The sequence below is a fragment of the Rhodococcus mengyinensis genome (assembly GCF_048381435.1).
Lineage (GTDB): Bacteria > Actinomycetota > Actinomycetes > Mycobacteriales > Mycobacteriaceae > Rhodococcus_F > Rhodococcus_F opacus_D.
The window spans coordinates 204,159-223,049 of sequence record NZ_JBLWIT010000145.1; the positions used below are offsets into that span (position 1 = coordinate 204,159).

Genomic DNA, 18,891 nt, shown 5'->3' on the forward strand with positions numbered 1-18,891 from the left:
GTCAGAACATCCTTCGAGACAGTAGAGACAGTGGGTCGCACAGTGCGTCCGAGAGGGCGCTGCGGACGAGTTCGGGGTCGAAGACGTTGTCGTGCAGCGACGCCGACACGTCCAGGTCGGGACCGTGGCGCACCGCGGTGAAGACGATCGACGCAGGGTCGGCCGGTTCGCTCAGCGCGGTGACGAGACGCCGGCCGGGCCCGTCGGTCCAGTCGAGATCGGCCAGCAGCGCGGCCTGTCCCATGTCGGAGTACACGAGCCTCGCCCGGGGGTCCGCGGCGACGTGAGTGGCCCGCGCGTGCGCAACACCGGCACGCACCCGCCTGCGGAACGTGGCGGTGCTGAGTGCGAGCGAAGCGAGCGGTCGGCCCGACGCCGTGGCCTGCGCGATCGCCGCACTCATCTCGGCGGCATCACCCGGGTCCGACAGTGAGAACCGCACCAGGGCAGCGAAGTTGCCGTTCACCGTCGCCGCCTCCGGGAGGTACCGGCGGCAGTCGAAGAGAACGTCGACCTCGTCGTCGATCGCCAGGCCACAACTGCGCATCGCCCGCGAGACGGCCGCGAACAGCAACGACGACACCGACGCCCGGGGCATTTCCCGATCCCGCCAGCGACGCAGTTCTGCGGTGGTGCCGGGCGCTGTCGACGCGATGACCGCGGTGGGCGCGCCGTGCCACGGCACGACCACCTCGGCCGATCCGGAACCGTGCGCGGCAGCGGGCCGGGATTCGAGGAGCCTCGCGACACGCGTGGGGGACGACGCGAAGGTCCGGGCGAGGGCGCACGCGAGCGGCAGAGCGCTGTCGCGTGTCCGCGCCCATTCCGGAACCGGCGTCCCCATGCGTCCACCGGCAACGGCACGGACGAGAGACAGCGCGAGCCTGCCGTCGCCGAGTCCGTGGGAAATGTCGAGCAGGAGAAAATCGCCCGCGACCGCGACGTTCAGCGGGTATGCGGACGCACCCGACCGTGCCAGCCGGGTCAGCAGCTGCGGCACCTCCTCCCGGGTACAGGGTCCGAGTTCCCGTACCTGCCCGAGGAAGTCCTGCGGTCGGTGCTCCCACCGGCGTGACTCGGTGGTCGGGACGAGGCCGATCGGGGTGTGCCGCCCGCCCGCGTGCGCGAGCAGCGTCAGCGTGTCCCGGATCTCGCCGACGCTCGGCAGTCGGACGGGACCGATCGCGGTGATCATCCGGCTCCCGCTGCGCATCAGGTCGCGGGAACTTGCTCTATGCATCGACATCGGACACCTGCCACATCGGTTTCTGGTTCATGCTCTTCTTCGCCAGCCACCGCTCCCACTTGGAACGGTTCTGGAGTCGGCGGAGCCAGGAGATGAGCGGTCCGGCGAGGATCACGGCGGTGAGCGTCTCCGCGGCGAGATACGCCCAGCCCACCCCCGCGACCCCGATCGACGCGCTGAAGACCAGGCTGCCGACGATGATGACCACCGTGGCCAGGCACTGGGTGACGACGGCGAGTGTCAGTCGGCGGTACACCCGCGCGAGACCGTCGTAGACGGCACCGATGACGGTGAGAGGCACGAACACCGCGGCGAGATGGAGCAGAGGCGTTCCTTCCGCACGGTATTCGTCGCCGATGAATCCGAGCGCCGGCGGCGCGACGAAGGCCAGCCCGAATCCGCCCACCACCGCGACCACGGCAATGGTGCGGACGAACCGGCGGGACAGGCTGACGATCTTGTCCGGATGCGCGGCGGCTTCGGCGACGAACGGGCCCACCATGAGGTTCACCATGATGTAGAGGGCGCTGACGACCGACCACGTCACTGCGAAGTACGCGTTCGCCGCGGTGCCGACCCGGGTGACGACGATCAGCGGGACGACGAGCGGGGCGATGGCCCCGAGCGCCGAAATGCCGTACGAGGAACCGAAGTACACACCGAGTTCCTTGTTGGAGGGCAGAGCGGGCACCTGCCGGTATCGAGGGTCGGACCGGATGCGCAGGCCCATCGACGTCAACACGACCACAACGGCGATCGCCGCGGTGACCCCCCAGGACGCGACGATGGCGAGCGCCGACCCCGACGCCGCGAGCACCACGACCGCGAGAAGTTTGGCCAGCGCGTGGAAGACGTTCTTCGACGCCGCCCAGCGGGCCACACCCAGCCCGGAGACGGTCTGATCCTGCAGGGCGAAGAGCGCGAGCACGACGACGAACACCGGATAGATCGCGATTTCCAGGTTGTTATCGAACAGCGTGTCCCGCGGACCGAGGACGATGAGTCCGACTGACGACACGAAGGCCAGCGTAGCCACGGCGGCGAAACCCTTGACCAGCAACGGTCCCGCGCGGTGGCCCGCCACGGGCAGGAAGCGCTCGAACATCGAGCCCAGGCTGAGATTCGACAGCGTCGACAGCATGATCGCCGTCGAGATGAGTGCGGACGCCACGCCCACCTGATCGGCGGGGAACAATCGCGCGGCCGCACCCCAGAACGCGAGGCCGAGTACACCGGTGACGACACTCGACAGCATCAGTGCCATCGAGTTGAGCTGCAGATTCCGCCCCGCGGAGCGCGGTGCCTGCTCGGCACGGTGCTTCGCGCGTAGGTGCGACTGCGTCGCTGTCGGGGATCCCATGATTACCCGACCAACTCCGGCCGGGAATCGTCACGGGCGTCGTCGACGCTGTCCACGGTCAATTCACCGAGCGCGGTGGCGAGGACGTCCCGCAGGACCCTGTCCCGCAGGGCGGTGCTGTACAGCGAGTGATCGCCGGACGGGTATGTCACCAGGCGTCCCTTCCACCCGGCGCGCCGGAGCCGGCGAAGGCTGCGCTCTCCCTGGTTCTCGACGAACGCGGCGTAGTCGATCGGTGAGAGGAGGACGGTGGCGTGCACGCCACGGTCGTTCAGCGGAGCGAGCATGACCTCCGGCACCTGCAGCAACCCGGCCCGGCCCAGCCACAACCAGCCGCGGTACGGCATCCACACCCGCAGGTACTGTTTCGCCGTCGCCGCGTGCCGGTGGAGTAGCGCGAGCGCGGCACCCTTCAGGGAACCCTGGCCGGCGTCCATCGTCGACTGCTTCACGAAGGCTTTACGGGTAATGGTCCAGTCCGCCATGTTGACCAGGACCACCGCCCGGACCGGACTCCGGAGGGCGGCGTAACTCGAGTTCCACGCCCCCGAACACATGCCCACGAGCACAGCCGATTCGGGCTGCGCACCGCTGACGGAGATGATGTCGACGGCGTCGTCCCGGGATTCGTCCGTGTAGATGGTGGTGGATTCTCCGTGCTGCACCGTGCCGGTGTCGCCGGTGCCGCGGCGATCGAAGCGAACGCTGACGATCCCGTGGGCCGCGAGTTCGCGGGCAGTCTCGGCCCACAGCCGGACGGGCCCGACGCGGTGCTCGCCGGCGGTGCCGTGGAAGATCACCGTCGGCGCCGCAGGGGTGTGCACCGCATCCCGCTCGGCCGCGACGGACGTGCGGATCGTGAAGAGTTCGGACGCCCCCTCGAAGCCCAGAGTCTCGATGACCTGCCTGCCGTCGACGGTCCGATCCACGACGGCGGTGGTGCGGAGATCGAGTGTGGCACCGGTGTGGTGGTTGCCGAAGGACGCGGACATCCAGTCGGCGATCCGGTCGATGTCGCCGAACGGGAGCCGGACCACGAAGTCCGCCGGCTCGAGGAACGATTCGTAGTCGTGAGCCGTGAAGTGCTCGGCGGTCCAGGCCGCGACGGCCTCACGCATCCCGACGGAGTCGACCTCGCTGTCCCGCAACGCCATCAGGACCTTCGCGCCCGGCGGCGGAGTGGCGGTTCGCAGACTCATCGCCGACAGGGCCGTAGCCGCGGCCGGTGCGAGCACCGCACCGATGAGGGTGACCCGCGGATCGTCCGCGTCCTCGGGACCGACCACCATCTGGTGGAGCGCGGTCTGCTTGCGCAGGTAGGCGCGGCCGCGCACCACTGGATCCCACAGGGTCACGGCCCGCACCGGACCGCACGTCGCGGCGACCTGCGCGGCGAGCAGGGCGCCGACTCGGAGGCCGACCAGCCCGATGTCGGTGATGCCGCAGGTGCGCACGAAGTCGACGGCCGTCCGGATGCTGTCGAGCCATCCGGCGACCGCGTCGGACTCGTCCTGGGCGCCCGGCGAGTCACCGGTGCCGCGGTAGTCGAACCGCAACACCAGAAGCCCCCGGGCCCGCAATTGCTGGGCGAGGTACACCATTCCGCGATACGAGTCGACCTGTTCCTTGCCGATGGGCGGGCACAGGACGACGGCCCCGCGGCAGCGGCCGTCGGCTGGAAGGTCGACGACGCCGAACAGCGGCGCGTCCTCCGGTCCGAACCAGGTGGCGAACCGGGTGCCGTCGCTGCGGCCTGCGAGATCAGGATGGGCTGTCATGGGTCATCCCTCTCATCGGCGCCGGATCCCGGCCCTCCACGCGGGCCTTCAGATAGGCGAACGGGCCACGCGCGATGGACCGCAGTTCGGTGGCCCCGATCCCCACGGGAAGGTCGTCGGCGAGACCGTCCGGAGGGGTGGCGACGCGGGACATCTTCCGCGACAGATGAAGAAACGTAGGAGCCTGCCGCACGGCGATGCGCGCGGCGAGCCAGGCGGTGCGGGGGTCGACGGCGATCTTGGCCAGCCACGCGCCGAGTCCGAGCCCGTAGCCGCGCGCCTGGACGGCGAGCGCCTCGTTGTCCGCCCGGTGCCGATGCCACACGACCGCCCCGGGCCGGTACGCCAGCTGCCGCCCGGAGTGCAGCACGCGGAAGAACATGTCGAGGTCTTCGCCACCGTCGGTAGGGGCTCCCGCCCCGAGCGCCTCGTCGAAACCACCCAGCGCGAACACGGCCTGCCGATCGACCGCGAAATTCGCACCGGTGCCGTAGACGCCGACCTGGAACGGGAAGAGCGGCACGTCGGCGGGCGGGTGCGCGAGGTCGAACAACCGTGGGACACAGGAACTCGCCCATCCCACCCGCTGATCGAAGTAGGCCTGTGCGGGTGTGCGGATCTCCCCGCTCGGGACGATTCCGCACACGCACGCCACCGCATTGCCGGCGCCGAAGCCGGCGACGAGTTCGGTGAGCCAGTGCGGGTCGACGACGACGTCGTCGTCGGTGAACGCGACGATCTCCGTGTTCGCCGCGCGGACGCCCGCATTGCGCGCCCGGGACAGGCCCGGGCGGGGCTCGGTCACGACGCGTACACGGGGGTCACCGAGTTCGGCGACGAACCGCTGCGTGGCGTCCGTTCGGGATGCGTTGTCGACCACGATCACCTGGTAGTCGGGATGGTCGAGCGACAGGATCGATTCGAGGGCGACCTTCAGGCTGTCGACCCGGTCCCGGGTGCACACCACCACGGTGACGGACGGGCCGGATTCGTCGGTGGCGGCAGCGCTTTCGGCCGCCGCTCCCGGCAGGAGCCCGTCCAGTGCGCGCCGCAGTGCGCCGGCCTCGAGTCGGCCGTCGTCGATGTCCACTTCGACGAATCCCAGCAGGGTGCGGTCTTCCCGCACGAGCAGCCGGGCACGCTGATACCCCTCGGCACGCTCCAGCCGGTATTCGGTGTCGTCTCGCACGGGACCGCGTAGTTCGCCGACCCAGACGGCCCCGTCCCACGTCGGCGCGTGATCGCTCACGAGAGCAGGCACCAGGTCGATCCGGCGATCGAGTGTTCCGGTCATGCCGTCACCCGCTTCGATCGCAGACCGACGAGACCGCGGACGTAGCCGGCCGTGGTCGCCGTGAGCCCCGCGATCACGGCACCGGCCCGGGCCAGCCCGCCGTGCCGCGGGGATGCGATCCCCGTGACGACAGCTCGCGGGAGAACGCGTGCGGTGTACGCCCGCTCGCTGCTGAGCGCGTCGCCGGCCCCGACGAGATCGGAGACCAGCGCTTTCGACACGCCCTCGTGGAAGCACCGCGAGAGGAAGTAGCGGAACGTGGCGCGGTCGTCGCTGACGCGGTGCTCCACCCTCATCGCGGGGTCGAACAGCAGTTGCGCAGAGGGCTGGTGGGCGCGGATCCGGATGCAGAGTTCGGTCTCCTCGCACCCGACCGGTGTCTTGCCGACCCGGCCGATCCCGTCGCTGAATCCGTCGACGGCGTCGAACACCGTGCGCCGCAAAGACATGTTGCAGCCGATGAAGTTCCGCACCGGCTCGATCCGTGTCGGTTGGCCGACGTAGCTGCAGCCGACCACCCAGTCGAACTCGGCGGGCATCCATACGGGGCGGTCCGCGGGCCACACGGGACTGGCGAATCCCCCCACGCCGAGCACGTCGGGGTCGGAATAGTGGGCGGCGGACACGCGGTACCAGTCGGGTTCGGCGCGCGCATCGTCGTCGAGGAACGCGATCATGTCGCCACGCGCCGCGTGCACGCCCGTGTTGCGGGCTCCGGAGAGCCCCTTCGATCCGGAGTTATGCAGCACGGTCACCCGGGTCTGCTCGGCGAAGTGCCGTTCGGCGCGCGAGAACAGCTCCTCGGAGTGGTCGATCACCACCAGCACCTCGAGCACGGGCACGTTCTGGGTGAGCACCGAGTCGACGGCGGCGCACAGGTCGGTCCACCGTTCGGTGGTGTAGGCGCAGATCACGACGGAGCAGGACACGAGGGTGGACACCGTCATGGTTGCTCAACCTCGCGCGACGGGAGTCGGGGACACGTCCGGTGCGGAGGTGCGCTGTTCGCTCCTGATGGTGCGCAGCACCCGGAGCCCGTCACGTACCGCGTTGAGGTTGCTCTCGCCATGGATGCGGTCCTGTTCGAAACTCGGCACCTCGGTGATCTTCAGGCCCGCGTTGGCGACCCGCACGTTGATGAGTGTCTCGATCTCGAAGCCGTCGCCCCACTGCGCCTCGGTCGCGTCGACGGACGGCAGTGCCATCACCGGGACGTGGCGGCGCCAGAATGCGTTGTAGCCGTAGCACAAATCGCTGAACGACGCCCCGAACTTGAGGTTGACGATGGCGTTCAACGCCTTGTTTCCGAGCTTCCTGCTGAACGTGATGTCCGAGCTTCCGCCGCCGGCGGCGAAGCGCGTTCCCTTCGCGAAGTCCGCGCCTGCCACGAGTGCCCCGACGAACAGCGGGATCTCGGCCGGGTCCGTGGATCCGTCGGCGTCGATCATCACGATGATGTCCGACGTGGAAGCGAGGAACCCGCAGGCCAAGGCATTGCCCTTGCCTTTTCGGCTTTGCGTCACGACCGTGGCGTCGGGCCAGAGACTCTTGGCCACCTCGACCGTGTCGTCGACGGAATGTCCGTCGACGAAGACGATCTCGTCGATGTCGGCCGGCATCCGCGCGGCAACGTGCGGGAGGTTCTTGGCTTCGTTCATGGCAGGCACGACGACCGTGACCGTCGGCCGCTGCGACCCGTCCCCGTCGCTGCGACCGTTGTCTTCGCCTTTGCGTTGGTCGACGCCCACGACGTCGGTACCGTCGGAGGGTTCCAGGCGATCAGGCGTGTAGAGGCTCATTTGTCCGTCTTTCCTCGTCGGGCGAATGGCCCGGCAGCATCACAGTCGTCCCATGCGAGCACTGACCACCCCGTGTCTGGAGTGATGTCCTCACCACGTGCAGCGTGCAAAGGAAGCAGAGACCGTTCGAACCCCCGCAGTTCAGAAAACATCAATGTTTTCGACCATCGGTCTTCTTTGCAGGGGTAAACCTATCTCAAGTTTGTTTCTTGCGCACCAGTTAACGCGAAGTGATTTAAAACTCAGTTACATTTCGGCAAACCGAAGCGATCGCGCGGACCAGACGTTCTCACGACGGCCAGTGACGCGCCCAGTCCGCTGCTCCGAGCGCGGACTTGCCCTGTGCACGCGCCGCATTCTCGGCTGCCCGGATCCGGGTGACGAACGCCTGCGCCGCCGCCCGGAGTCTCGTCTCGGCTTCCGCCTCAGCTACCAGCCCGGACTCGATCTCCACGGGCACGAGCTCCGGCGGCAGGCCGGCCTTGCTCGCGCGGGCGATCACCTTCGCCGCGAGGGACGCCGCGGGCTGACTCATCGCGACGCCGTCGAGGCAGGAACTCCGCGCCTTCTCCGCCGCCTTCCGGATCTCCCATGCCCGTTCCTGCTCCGAGATGTCGATCGGTCCCACGACGTCCTCCCCGAGGTGGGGACTGCGGTGCACGAGTTTGGCCACCAGGGTCGCGGCCACGTCGTCGACGTCGAAATTACCCGACGCCGAGGCGATGCGTGAATGGAAAAGGACCTGCAGCAGCAGGTCTCCGAGCTCTTCACGCAGGTCAGCGGGTTCGGACGACTCGATCGCGTCGAGAACCTCGTACGTCTCCTCGACGAGGTAGTGCGACAGGGTGCGGTGCGTCTGCGTCACTTCCCAGCCGCCGTAACTCCACAATCGGTCCATCACCTCGGCGGCCTCGACGAGATTGTCGCCCGGGACCTTCGGTGCCGCGATGACGCGTGACCCCGACGCGACCCACTCGCGCACCGTGGGGTGGTCGGGGTCGGTACTGACCAGGACGGCGGCCCCGGGTGCTTCGGTCAGCAGGGTCCGCACGCCGTCGGGTACCTCGTCGGTGAACTCCACCCCGTCACCGACCACCCCGACGGCCTCCATCGGGATCGTTGTGGGCCGCAACGGGTCGAGCAGGACCACCGTCATCGGGTCAGGCCTCCATCACCACGGACCCGGCGGCCTTGCCGTCCAGCGCGACCACGAAGTCGGCGATGTACTGCAGCAACTCCACGTCACGCACCCGCTCCGCGCCGATTCCGCCGGACCCCGCCCGGGGCAGCGGCAGCTGCACCATTCCGGTGGTGGCACGGTACTGCGCGCTCGGGTAGATCCGCTTGAGGCGCAACTGCTTCGAGTCGGGCAGGGCCATCGGCGCGATCTTCAGCTGCGTCCCGACCACGGCAATCTCTTCGAGTCCGTACTCGCGGGCAAGCAGGCGCAGCTTGGCCACCGAGACCAGTCGGCGGACCTCCTCGGGCAGCGGTCCGTACCGGTCGACGAGTTCGTCGACCACGGCCGTGATGCCGTCGAGTTCGGTGGCCGCCGCGAGCTTGCGGTACCCCTCGAGCCGGAGGCGGTCGCTGGTGACGTAGTCGGGAGGGATGTGCGCGTCGACGGGCAGGTCGATACGGACCTCCTTCGGGGCGTCCTCCGTCGTGATCGGCCTGCCGTCGGCTGCCGCCCGGAACGCCTCGACGGCCTCCCCCACCAGCCGCACGTACAGGTCGAACCCGACACCCGCGACGTGACCGGACTGCTCGGCGCCCAGCACGTTTCCCGCGCCGCGGATCTCGAGGTCCTTCATCGCGACCGCCATGCCGGCACCGAGGTCGGAGTTCTGCGAGATGGTCGCGAGGCGGTCGTAGGCCGTCTCGGTGAGCGGCTTCTCCGGCGGGTACAGGAAGTACGCGTAGCCGCGTTCCCGGCTCCGCCCGACGCGCCCGCGCAACTGGTGCAGCTGCGACAGGCCGAGGGAATCGGCGCGTTCGACGATGAGCGTGTTGGCGTTGGAGATGTCGAGACCCGTCTCGATGATGGTGGTGCACACCAGCACGTCGTAGTCGCGTTCCCAGAAGCCCTGCACGGTCCGCTCCAGGGTGTCCTCGTTCATCTGCCCGTGCGCCACCACGACCCGCGCCTCGGGGACGAGTTCGCGGATCCGCTGGGCCGACTTGTCGATCGAGCTGACCCGGTTGTGGACGTAGAACACCTGCCCGTCGCGGAGCAGTTCCCGTCGGATGGCCGCCGCCACCTGCTTGTCGGCATACGCGCCGACATAGGTGAGGATGGGGTGCCGCTCCTCCGGCGGCGTGAGGATCGTGGACATCTCGCGGATGCCGGCCATGCTCATCTCCAGCGTTCGCGGGATCGGCGTGGCCGACATCGTGAGAACGTCCACATGGGTGCGCAGGGCCTTGATGTGCTCCTTGTGTTCCACACCGAAGCGCTGTTCCTCGTCGACGATGACCAGGCCCAGGTCCTTCCACCGGATCCCGGTCTGCAGCAGCCGGTGCGTGCCGACCACGACGTCGATCTCGCCGTCGGCCATACCGGCGATGATCTCCTTGGAGTCCCCCGCATCCGTGAAGCGGGAAAGCCCGCCCACCGTCACCGGGAACGCTGCCATGCGCTCGGTGAACGTCTGCAGATGCTGCTGAGCGAGCAGCGTCGTCGGCACCAGGACGGCCACCTGCTTGCCGTCCTGCACGGCCTTGAACGCCGCCCGCACCGCGATCTCGGTCTTGCCGTAGCCGACGTCGCCGATGACGACGCGGTCCATCGGGACCGCCTTCTCCATGTCGGCCTTGACCTCGCTGATGACCGTCAGCTGGTCGTGGGTCTCGGTGAACGCGAAGGCGTCCTCCATCTCCTTCTGCCACGGGGTGTCCGGGCCGAACGCGTGTCCGGGTGCGGCCTGCCGCGCCGCGTACAGCTGGACGAGCTCACCGGCGATCTCACGAACCGCCTTGCGCGCCTTGCGTTTGGTGTTGGCCCAGTCGGAACCGCCGAGCTTGCTGAGCGCGGGCAGCTCGCCACCGACGTACCGCGACAGCTGGTCGAGCGACTCCATCGGAACGAACAGACGGTCGCCCGGGTGTCCGCGCTTGCTGGCGGCGTACTCGATCACGAGGTACTCGCGGCGGGCGCCGCCGATGGTGCGTTCGACCATCTCGACGAATCGTCCGATGCCGTGCTGGTCGTGCACCACCATGTCCCCGGCGGTCAGGGCCAGCGGGTCCACCTGGTTGCGGCGCTTCGCCGGCAGCCTCTTGCCGTCGCCGACCGCGGCCACCCGGTTGCCGGTGAGATCGGCCTCCGTGACGATGACGAGTCCGGCGGTGGAGTCGTCGCCGGGGAAGACCAGACCGTCGTGGAGCGAACCGCGCAGCACCCCGACCTGGCCCCGCGGGGGCTCGGTACCGGGCGCGAGTTCCGCCGCCGGCACCTCGGCCTCGCGCAGACGCTCGAGCACGCGATGCGCGGTGCCGGCGCCCGCGACCACGATGGCGGCGCGCCCGCCGGTGGTGACGTGGGCGCGCAGGCTCACGAACAGTTCCGACAGCAGGTCGTCGGAACCGCGGACCTGCGGCGCCGGCGTGACCGCCAGCTCCAGTTCCTCACCGTTGCCCGACGCGAGCGGGCTCAGCGTCCACCACGGCAGGCCCGTGGTCTCCGCGGATTCGCGGACCTGGCTGAGCGAGCGGTAGGCGGAGGCGCCGAGGTCGATGCCATCACCCTTCAGCACCGACGTGTCGAGCGGGGCGGCGCCGCCGATCGAGGCCGCCGTCCACGATGCCTCGAGGAACTCCTGACCGGTGCGCACCAGGTCGGTGGCGCGCGTCCGGATCTTCTCCGGATCGCACAGCAGCACGTGTGCGCTCTCGGGCAGCACGTCGGTGAGCAGCTGCAGTTGCCCCGGCCGCAGCACGGGCAGCAGTGCCTCCATGCCTTCCACCGGGATGCCGGCCGACATCTTGTCGAGCATCTCGACGAGCGCGGCGTCTGCCTGGTTGTCGACCGCGAGTTGCGCGGCCCGGTCGCGGACGTCCTCGGTGAGGAGCAGTTCGCGGCACGGCGGGGCGATCACGGCGTCGATGTCGAGTTCGGGCAGCGACCTCTGGTCCGCGACGGAGAACGCGCGCAGTTCGGTGACCTCGTCGCCCCAGAACTCGACGCGCACGGGATGATCCGCGGTGGGCGAGAACAGGTCCAGGATGCCGCCGCGGACGGCGAACTCGCCGCGCTTGCCCACCATGTCGACGCGCGTGTACGCCATTTCGACGAGCCGCTGGATCAGCCCGTCGAAGTCGTGCTCGACGCCCACGCGCAGCGTGACGGGTTCGATCTCACCGAGCCCCGGCGCCATGGGCTGCACCAGGGAACGGACGGTGGTGACGATGACCTGGAGCGGCGCCCCGTACGAGCGGTCGTCCGGCCGCGCGAGTCTGCGGAGCACCTCCACGCGCCGACCGACCGTGTCGGCGCTCGGCGACAGCCGTTCGTGCGGCAGCGTCTCCCACGACGGGAACTGGGCGACGGCGTCGCCGATCATCTCCTGCAGTTCGGCGGTGAGGTCGTCGGCCTCGCGGCCGGTCGCGGTGACCAGCAGCAGATGGGTGCGCTCGGCGAGGGCCGCGGCCACGAACGGCCGGGCGGGTGCGGGCGCGACGATGTCGAGGTGATGGCGTCCGAGAGCCTCGGTCACCTGCGCGATGACTGCGTCGCCCAGCGCGATCTTCGCCAGACCGGCGAGCGGGGTGTCGGACGAGGGCTCGGCAGCGATGAGCGGGGAAGACAACGACGCACTCCTGAGCAGTGATGACGAACTGCCGGCGAACAGCTCGGGCCGGGACGAGCGGCCAGTTGCGGACTGAGCCAGCCTAGTCGATATCGCACAAGGACGGACCGGGGTCCGTATCAGGTGGAGGCCTGCACGACCGGTGCGACGGTCATCGAGTTCAGCGCCCGCACGTGCCCGGTCACCGCGTCCGCTGTCCCGGTCCTGCGCACCGGCACGATCCGTGCTCCGCCGGGCGGCAGGTGGAACCAGGAGTCCTCCGGTTCGAAGCCGCGGAGTTCGAGGTGCACGTACTGCGCAGCGCCGTCGGTGCCGACGTCGACGACCCAGTTCCCGGACGCCGTCTGCCGCGCCACCGCAGTCAGGCCGACGGTGCGTTCGAGGGCGCGCGCCGGTCCGCCGACGAGGTGAACGGACTCGGCGGCGACACCGTCCTCACTCGACAGGGTGACGGTCACGCTCTCGTAGCCGCGGGGGCCGAAGCGGTGGACGTGGGTCGCGTCGGTGAAGCGCCCGAGCACCGTGTCGAGCGACCACCGGCGGGCCGCGTGCGCGGCGACGGTCACCGGTTCGGTGACGTCGAACGCCCGGGCACCGGTGCGGGTGTGCACCTGCACCCGCAACTCCCCCGCGACCTCGTGGTCGGAGTCGTTGACCGCGTCGATCCGCAGTCCGTCCAATCCGTCCTCGGCGAGGAGGACCGCGACCGGCAGCGACATCCGCCGCATCACGAACCACGGGGCCTTCGGCCTGCCGTCGGAGTCGAGCAGCCCCCACCCGGCGCCGGGTTCGAGGTCGCGGAGCGCAAGCACCAGCGCGCCGTCGCATCCCGAATCGGGCCGCCGCCAGTATCCGAGAGTCGCCGCGAACGCCTCGCAGACGGCGGCCCGGCCGAGGGCGAGGTACCGCTCGGGGTCGCTCCACCGGACCGTCGACGGCTCCTCGCCGAACAGCGTCCGCACGTAGTGATCGCGGACGTCCTCGAAGTCCCAGGGCGCCCCGTTGTCCCGCGGCACCGCCGCCTTCCACCGTGGGTGGTGGCCCGCGACCGCGAGGCTGCCGAACTCGGCCTCGATCGCCGCGTCCGACGGGGGGATCGAGAACGCGAGGCATTCGGCGGCGAACCGCACCCGGGCCCGGCGGACGTCGGACGGCGGAAGCCGATAGCCCCCGACCCCGAAGTAGTGCGCGATACCCGTCCCCATGTGGGTCGCGAGCGCGTCGCAGCCCGGCGGCGAGGTCGGTGACGACGACACCCGCACCACCCCCGGCGCCGTCCGACCGACCACCGCCGGAATCACGTCGTGCACCGCCGTCATGTGCGGCGAAGCGAGTCCGAGCATCGCCGGTTGCTGTTCGGTCTCGCTGCCTCCGCTGAACACGGTGAGCGCGGGGTTCCCGGACAGCGGTCGCAGCACCGCCTCGACCTCCGCGGTCAGCAGGTCCAGGAACGGCTGGTCGTCGGGCGGGTCGAACGTCGACAGCATGGCGTCCTGCCACACCATGACACCGAGTTCGGCACAGTCGTCCCAGAACGCGGCGTCCTCGTACACCGCCGTGCCCGGCACGCGGACCATGTTGAGGCCGGCCTCGACCGCCCGCTCGAGGGTGGCCCGAGTCTGATCCCGGCCGCCCAGCCCCACCGGATCCACGGGCGTCCAGACGGCGCCGCGGCAGTACACGTCGACGCCGTTGACCGACAGCCGGAATCCGCCGTCGCTTTGCGCCGGGCGCACGGTGCGGAATCCGACCGCACCCAGGTCGACGACGTGCTCCCCCAGGACGATGCTCAGCGAATACGTCGCGGGGGTGCCGTGGGTGTGGGGCCACCACAACCGGACGTCGGGGACGCGCAGGTGGGCGCGGACCTGCTGCGCGCCCGGCCCGGAGCCCACGATCGTCGCGTCCACGGTGAGGTCGCCGAGCCGCACGACGGGGGCCGGTCCGGCCGAACGATGCACGCGCACGACCAGGTCCAGCACGCCCGTGCCGTCCTCCACGGCGGTGACCACGTGAGCGTCCGACAGGACGGGCGCGGTGCGGTCGTGCAGTCGCACCGCCCGCCACGGGCCCACCGGGGCCGGCACACCACCGAAGACCGGGGCGCGGCCGAGCAGGCTCGTGCGAACCCAGCGCAGGCCCTGCGCTCTGACCAGCGACGACCGCCAGCGTCCGCGCGGCCGCCGGCGGCGCAGCGCGGCATCGAGCGACGGAAAGCGGATCGCCAGCGTGACCGCGCCGGGGCGGGAGGCGAGTTCGACCGAGGCCGGCAGGAACATCGACTCCGAGGACAGGACGAGGTCGTCGCCCGCCCACACCTGCGCGTGCGAGGCGAGGCCGTCGAACTCGAGCCGCCACGGCCCCGGGCCGCCGCCGGACACGTCGGTGACGAACCACCAGTCCACCGCATCGGTCTTCGTCGCCCGCGCCGCCGCAGCTCCGTCGGTCGCCCGGATCGCGCCTGCCGCGGTACCCGGCACCTGCGCGGGATACCACGGGCCCGGCACCCCCTTCAGACCCGACGGATCGGTGACCGAGCCCGGTTCCGTTGCCACGCAACGCCACCGCGCGCCGGCGAGGAGATCCACTACGCGCGTCCGACCACTCGCGCCACACCGCCCACCGACCGTTCCCACGCCTCGGCCATGCCGTCGAGTTGCGCCGACGGGTCGACACTGCGTCCACGAGCGGCCCGCGCCATCTGGAACTGCACACTCTTCGCGCCCTGCGCCACCGCCCGGAAGCCTGGCGCGAACGCCGCCGCCCCGGCGAACCCGTTGCGCTCGAGGTACTCGCAGACGTCGGCGGCCAGTTCCGCGGTGGCACCGCACTGCCGCAACACCCCGAACGTCCACAGGTGAAAGGTGTCGATGCCGGCCTCGCGGATCCAGGGCACGTCGGCGACCACCCGTTCGCCGAGATCGCGCACCGGATTTCCGTCCGGCCGGGTGGCGAGATGATGGCGCAACACCGCCTCGAAGCGCGCCGGACGGTACCCCGGGTCCCCGTCGAACCGGACCTGCTCCACGTAGGGGGTGAAGGTCGCCGACCCGGTGACGTCGAGCCCGAACAACCCGCGAAAGTCGTCACCGGCCAACCGGTGATACCCGCTGTTGTGGAAATACTCGAGCACACCGGCCTCCCGGTCGATGTAGTTCGCGACGATCGTCGTCTTGGTGTGACTCTCGCGGTACCCGGTGCCCACCGTGTCCGGGAGCCAGTGCGCATCCACCTCGACGGTCGACAGCATTCCCGCAGCGAGATTGTCCTGGACGTGGTCGAGGACCCGGCGCCAGACGTTCATCTCCCCCACGTCGATCCCGTACAGCGCGAACAGATCCTCCGGCTTGAACTTCAGGAACGTCCACTGCGACCCGTCGAACCGGGCGCCGAACGCGCACGCGGCGGCGGGCACCGGATCGAGCCCGAGCGAGTGGAGCACCTCCACCCACAGGTCGAGGTAGCAGTTGGTCTCGGTCCACGTCCGCTCGTCGGAGTGGATGGTGTGCGGTTCGTATCCGTCCGGCGAGATGTCGATCAGCCGGGATGTCACAGCGACATCCGGGATTTCACCGCACTCGGCCAGCGCGACGGATCCATGCCGTGGGTCCGCAGCATCGCGAGCGCGATGCGTTCCATCCCGAATCCCACGCACGCGCTGTGGGCGATGCCGCCGTCCGCGGTGGCGATGTCGAACGTGACACCGAAGTGGTCCTGATGGCAGTTGCACGAGACGACGGCGGTGCCCTCGTCGAGATCGCCGTACAGGCGCACCGTGAGCTCGGTCTTGAGGTTCTCCTCACGCTGGTTGGCGGCGAGCATGCGTCCGACCCTGCCGAAGAACGGGTCGTTGGCGATCACCGGCGTAGCGTCCAGCCACAGGTCCGACAGCACCTCGAGCCCACGCTCGATCCACGAATCACGGTGGGTCGCGGCCTGGTCCGCCGTACCGATCTGCACGAACTCGTGCATCCGGAACGCCTGCATGCGGGCGGGATCGAACGCCGGCTCGTGCCGGAAGCAGTAGCCGTACACGTCGAGCAGCGCACCGCCGTCCGGCAACACACCCGTGAACATCGGGTACGCGGGGTGGCACGCCGCCGACACCAGCATCGTGTCGGTCGGTTCGAGCCACTTGTCCCAGCTCTCGCCGTCGGCTCGCGCCGCCAGCAGTTGGGCGTGCTCGGCGTTGGTGCCGGTGAACGTGTTGATCGCCCCGGTCAGGTCGGGGAACGACGCGATGTAGTCGGTGCGCTCGAAACTGGTGCGCGGGAACACCGGAGGAAACCGGAATCGGGCCGCGGACGCGCCCGGCCCTGCTGCGCGCACGACCGCGTCGATGCCGTCGACGATGTCCTCGAACAACCCCGACCGTCCGTAGAGGCCGGCGACGGACGTGTCCACCAGGAGTCCGGCGTCCAGCAGTTCCGCCCGGAAGGCACGCCGGGCCCGCTCGAGTTCGCTCGTCTCTTCCCGTTCCACTGCTGTATCCGTACTCATATCGTCCCCCGGTATGCCGTGGCCATCTGCGCAGAGTTGGCCATGATTCGATCGTTGTTGATCATGACGGCCGCTCCGTGCGCATCGCGCAGGTGCCGGCCGAGCGAGTACTCCGTGTCTTCCCGGTAACCGGCGATCCCGCAGATCAGCAGGGCTCTGCCGACCAGGTCGACGGCCAGGGTCGACGCCGTCACCTTCAGGTTGTTCATCGCCAGCGAATAGCCCACTCCACCCGCGACTTCGGCCTCCGGCGAACCGGCGGGCGCCGCATCGGCGTCGTCGAACCGGCGGGCCGCCGCGAACACGACATCCGAGAACTGCTGGTGCACAGCGGCCGCCTCGGCGAGACGCGACGCCGCGGGTGAGGCCACGCCCGGCTGCTTACGCGCTGCCGCTCGCACGTACCGCCGCGCCTTCTCCACCGCCGCGTCGGCGATGCCGAGCCACACGGCCGACCACACCGAGTGCGACACCGGGAGCATCGTCGCCGCCGAGATCTCCGCGTAGGAGTCGGCGACGACGAGATCGGGGGTGGTGGTGGCACGCAGCACGAAACCGGGACTGCAGGTTCCGCGCAGTCCCAGCGTGTTCCAGTCACCGGTGCGCTCGAGCGTCACGTCGGCACGCCGGCAGACGACGAGCACCTGGTCGCTCGGCGGGCTGTCGGGGGCGCGCCGCGCGGTCGCGAGGATCGCATCGGCGTACTCGCCGTAGGAGATCACGGGGGCATTCTTGACCAGCGACACCACCCCGCCGGACTGCTCCACCGCGCACGTGCTGCGCCGGACGTCGCCCCCGATGCCCAGTTCCGTCGTCGCCGATGCCAGCAGGAACTGCCCGGCGACCACGTCACGCAGGAAGGCGGTGACGCCGTCGCCACCCGGATGTCGTACGAGCGAGAGGATCTGGGTCTGGTGCATCGCGAACACCATCGCCGTCGCGGCGCAGTGGCGCCCGAGGGCCCGGGCGATCGTGCACAGTTCGCGAAGCGTCGCGCCTTCGCCACCCAGTTCCGGGGGAACGGCACACGAGAGCAACCGCTGGTCCCGGAGTGCGTCGATCGCTTCCTGCGGGAAACGCGCGTCCCGATCGACGTCGACGGCCCAGCGCGCGGCCACCCCGGCCACGACCCTCTCGGCCCGCGCCGCCGGTCCCCACGACTGCGCGGACTCGATCCCGGCGTCGCTCACCAGGGCGATGCTCATGCCACTCCGAGTTTGACGAGTGCGCCCCGAATGGAATCCACACTCGCGAACGTGCTCTTGCGCAGGAGCTCGTCGGGGAACTCGATGTCGAACGAATCCTCCAGCGCCAGCATGACGTTGACGCTCGCGTGCGACGTCAAACCCAGTTCGTAGAGATCGGCTCCGAGGGCGATGCTCGCGGCATCGACGGACAGCCGGGCGTGGTCGCCGAGAACCTTGCGGATGGTCTGCTCGCTCATGGGTGGCGTTCTCCTTGGTGATGGGGTGGGGTGCCGAGCCGGGACGCGGTGACCATCGCGATCGCGACGTCGGCCTCGTGCGAGATCGAGACGTCGAATCCGCCGAGCCCCTGCCGCTCGGCGAGGGCCGATGCGTTGCCGGACAGGCGCACTCCGCATCCGCCCCAGCTCTCGCGCCGGATCTCGATGGACTGCCACGGCAAGGCGACGTCCCCGGGTCGCAACACCTTGACCACGGCCTCCTTGGCCGCGAACCGGGCAGCCAGCCGTTGGGCCCGCGCAGGACCCTCGCAGGTTTCCAGTTCGTGGGGTGTGAAGATTCTCGTCAGGTAGCGGTCGCCGAACCGCTCGACGCTGCTTCTCACGTGCCCCACCGTCATCACGTCGCACCCGATACGGGACTCGGGGATCGACAAGACAGAACCACCAGACATCGATCCCCCTGCTCCAGTCTTCGACAGTCCCACGTTCTGCACCGGAAGCCGCGCTCAGCGACTCTCCAGCAAACCCTTCGGAAAGTTACCGCACACCGGCAATTCAAGACAAGAGGTACTGCGGTGTGGGCATAAACATACCCTGAGTCTGTAACGGTGTCCTGGCAACGCGATCAAGCAGCAAATCCGACGCACGCGATTCGTCCGGAACTCACCGACACGCCGGGC

The 18,891-nt window shown here is 69.6% G+C and carries 14 protein-coding genes; all 14 read right to left on the minus strand.

Going from position 1 to position 18,891, the window contains the following annotated elements:
- Position 1: 1 nt before the first annotated feature.
- Positions 2-1,246, minus strand: a complete 1,245-nt coding sequence (locus ACNJ7E_RS37390; protein WP_418342211.1) for a hypothetical protein — start codon at positions 1,244-1,246, stop codon at positions 2-4.
- Positions 1,233-2,606: a lipopolysaccharide biosynthesis protein gene (locus ACNJ7E_RS37395; protein WP_280781454.1), complete on the minus strand. Its 1,374-nt coding sequence runs from the start codon at positions 2,604-2,606 to the stop codon at positions 1,233-1,235. The genes ACNJ7E_RS37390 and ACNJ7E_RS37395 overlap by 14 nt, the downstream gene beginning before the upstream one ends.
- A gap of 2 nt (positions 2,607-2,608) precedes the next feature.
- Positions 2,609-4,384, minus strand: a complete 1,776-nt coding sequence (locus tag ACNJ7E_RS37400) for an alpha/beta fold hydrolase (protein WP_418342212.1) — start codon at positions 4,382-4,384, stop codon at positions 2,609-2,611.
- A complete protein-coding gene (locus ACNJ7E_RS37405) occupies positions 4,368-5,678 on the minus strand; it encodes a glycosyltransferase family 2 protein (RefSeq protein ID WP_283354521.1) in 1,311 nt (436 codons plus the stop codon). Before ACNJ7E_RS37405 ends, ACNJ7E_RS37400 begins: the two co-directional genes overlap by 17 nt.
- Positions 5,675-6,625, minus strand: a complete 951-nt coding sequence (locus ACNJ7E_RS37410) for a glycosyltransferase family 2 protein (RefSeq protein WP_280781451.1) — start codon at positions 6,623-6,625, stop codon at positions 5,675-5,677. Before ACNJ7E_RS37410 ends, ACNJ7E_RS37405 begins: the two co-directional genes overlap by 4 nt.
- Positions 6,626-6,631: 6 nt before the next feature.
- Complete coding sequence (locus ACNJ7E_RS37415) at positions 6,632-7,477, minus strand: glycosyltransferase family 2 protein (RefSeq protein ID WP_280781450.1); 846 nt, start codon at positions 7,475-7,477, stop codon at positions 6,632-6,634.
- Between the two features lie 289 nt (positions 7,478-7,766).
- The gene (locus ACNJ7E_RS37420) at positions 7,767-8,633 is read right to left on the minus strand and encodes a nucleoside triphosphate pyrophosphohydrolase (protein WP_418342213.1); all 867 of its coding nucleotides are present in this window, start codon (positions 8,631-8,633) and stop codon (positions 7,767-7,769) included.
- Positions 8,634-8,637: 4 nt separating this feature from the next.
- The gene (mfd, locus tag ACNJ7E_RS37425; protein ID WP_418342214.1) at positions 8,638-12,285 is read right to left on the minus strand and encodes a transcription-repair coupling factor; all 3,648 of its coding nucleotides are present in this window, start codon (positions 12,283-12,285) and stop codon (positions 8,638-8,640) included.
- Positions 12,286-12,404: 119 nt separating this feature from the next.
- On the minus strand, positions 12,405-14,840 hold the full coding sequence (locus ACNJ7E_RS37430; RefSeq protein ID WP_418342215.1) for a glycosyl hydrolase: 2,436 nt from the start codon (positions 14,838-14,840) through the stop codon (positions 12,405-12,407).
- Between the two features lie 32 nt (positions 14,841-14,872).
- Positions 14,873-15,838, minus strand: coding sequence for a DUF1839 family protein (locus ACNJ7E_RS37435; RefSeq protein ID WP_418342216.1), 966 nt, complete (start codon positions 15,836-15,838; stop codon positions 14,873-14,875).
- Entirely contained in the window at positions 15,835-16,785 is a 951-nt protein-coding gene (locus ACNJ7E_RS37440; RefSeq protein WP_283354516.1) for an amino acid--[acyl-carrier-protein] ligase, read from the minus strand. Before ACNJ7E_RS37440 ends, ACNJ7E_RS37435 begins: the two co-directional genes overlap by 4 nt.
- Positions 16,782-17,990: an acyl-CoA dehydrogenase family protein gene (locus ACNJ7E_RS37445; RefSeq protein WP_418342217.1), complete on the minus strand. Its 1,209-nt coding sequence runs from the start codon at positions 17,988-17,990 to the stop codon at positions 16,782-16,784. Before ACNJ7E_RS37445 ends, ACNJ7E_RS37440 begins: the two co-directional genes overlap by 4 nt.
- A complete protein-coding gene (locus ACNJ7E_RS37450; RefSeq protein ID WP_418342218.1) occupies positions 17,987-18,229 on the minus strand; it encodes an acyl carrier protein in 243 nt (80 codons plus the stop codon). Before ACNJ7E_RS37450 ends, ACNJ7E_RS37445 begins: the two co-directional genes overlap by 4 nt.
- Complete coding sequence (gene acpS, locus ACNJ7E_RS37455; RefSeq protein WP_280781442.1) at positions 18,226-18,663, minus strand: holo-ACP synthase; 438 nt, start codon at positions 18,661-18,663, stop codon at positions 18,226-18,228. The genes ACNJ7E_RS37450 and acpS overlap by 4 nt, the downstream gene beginning before the upstream one ends.
- Positions 18,664-18,891: the final 228 nt, after the last annotated feature.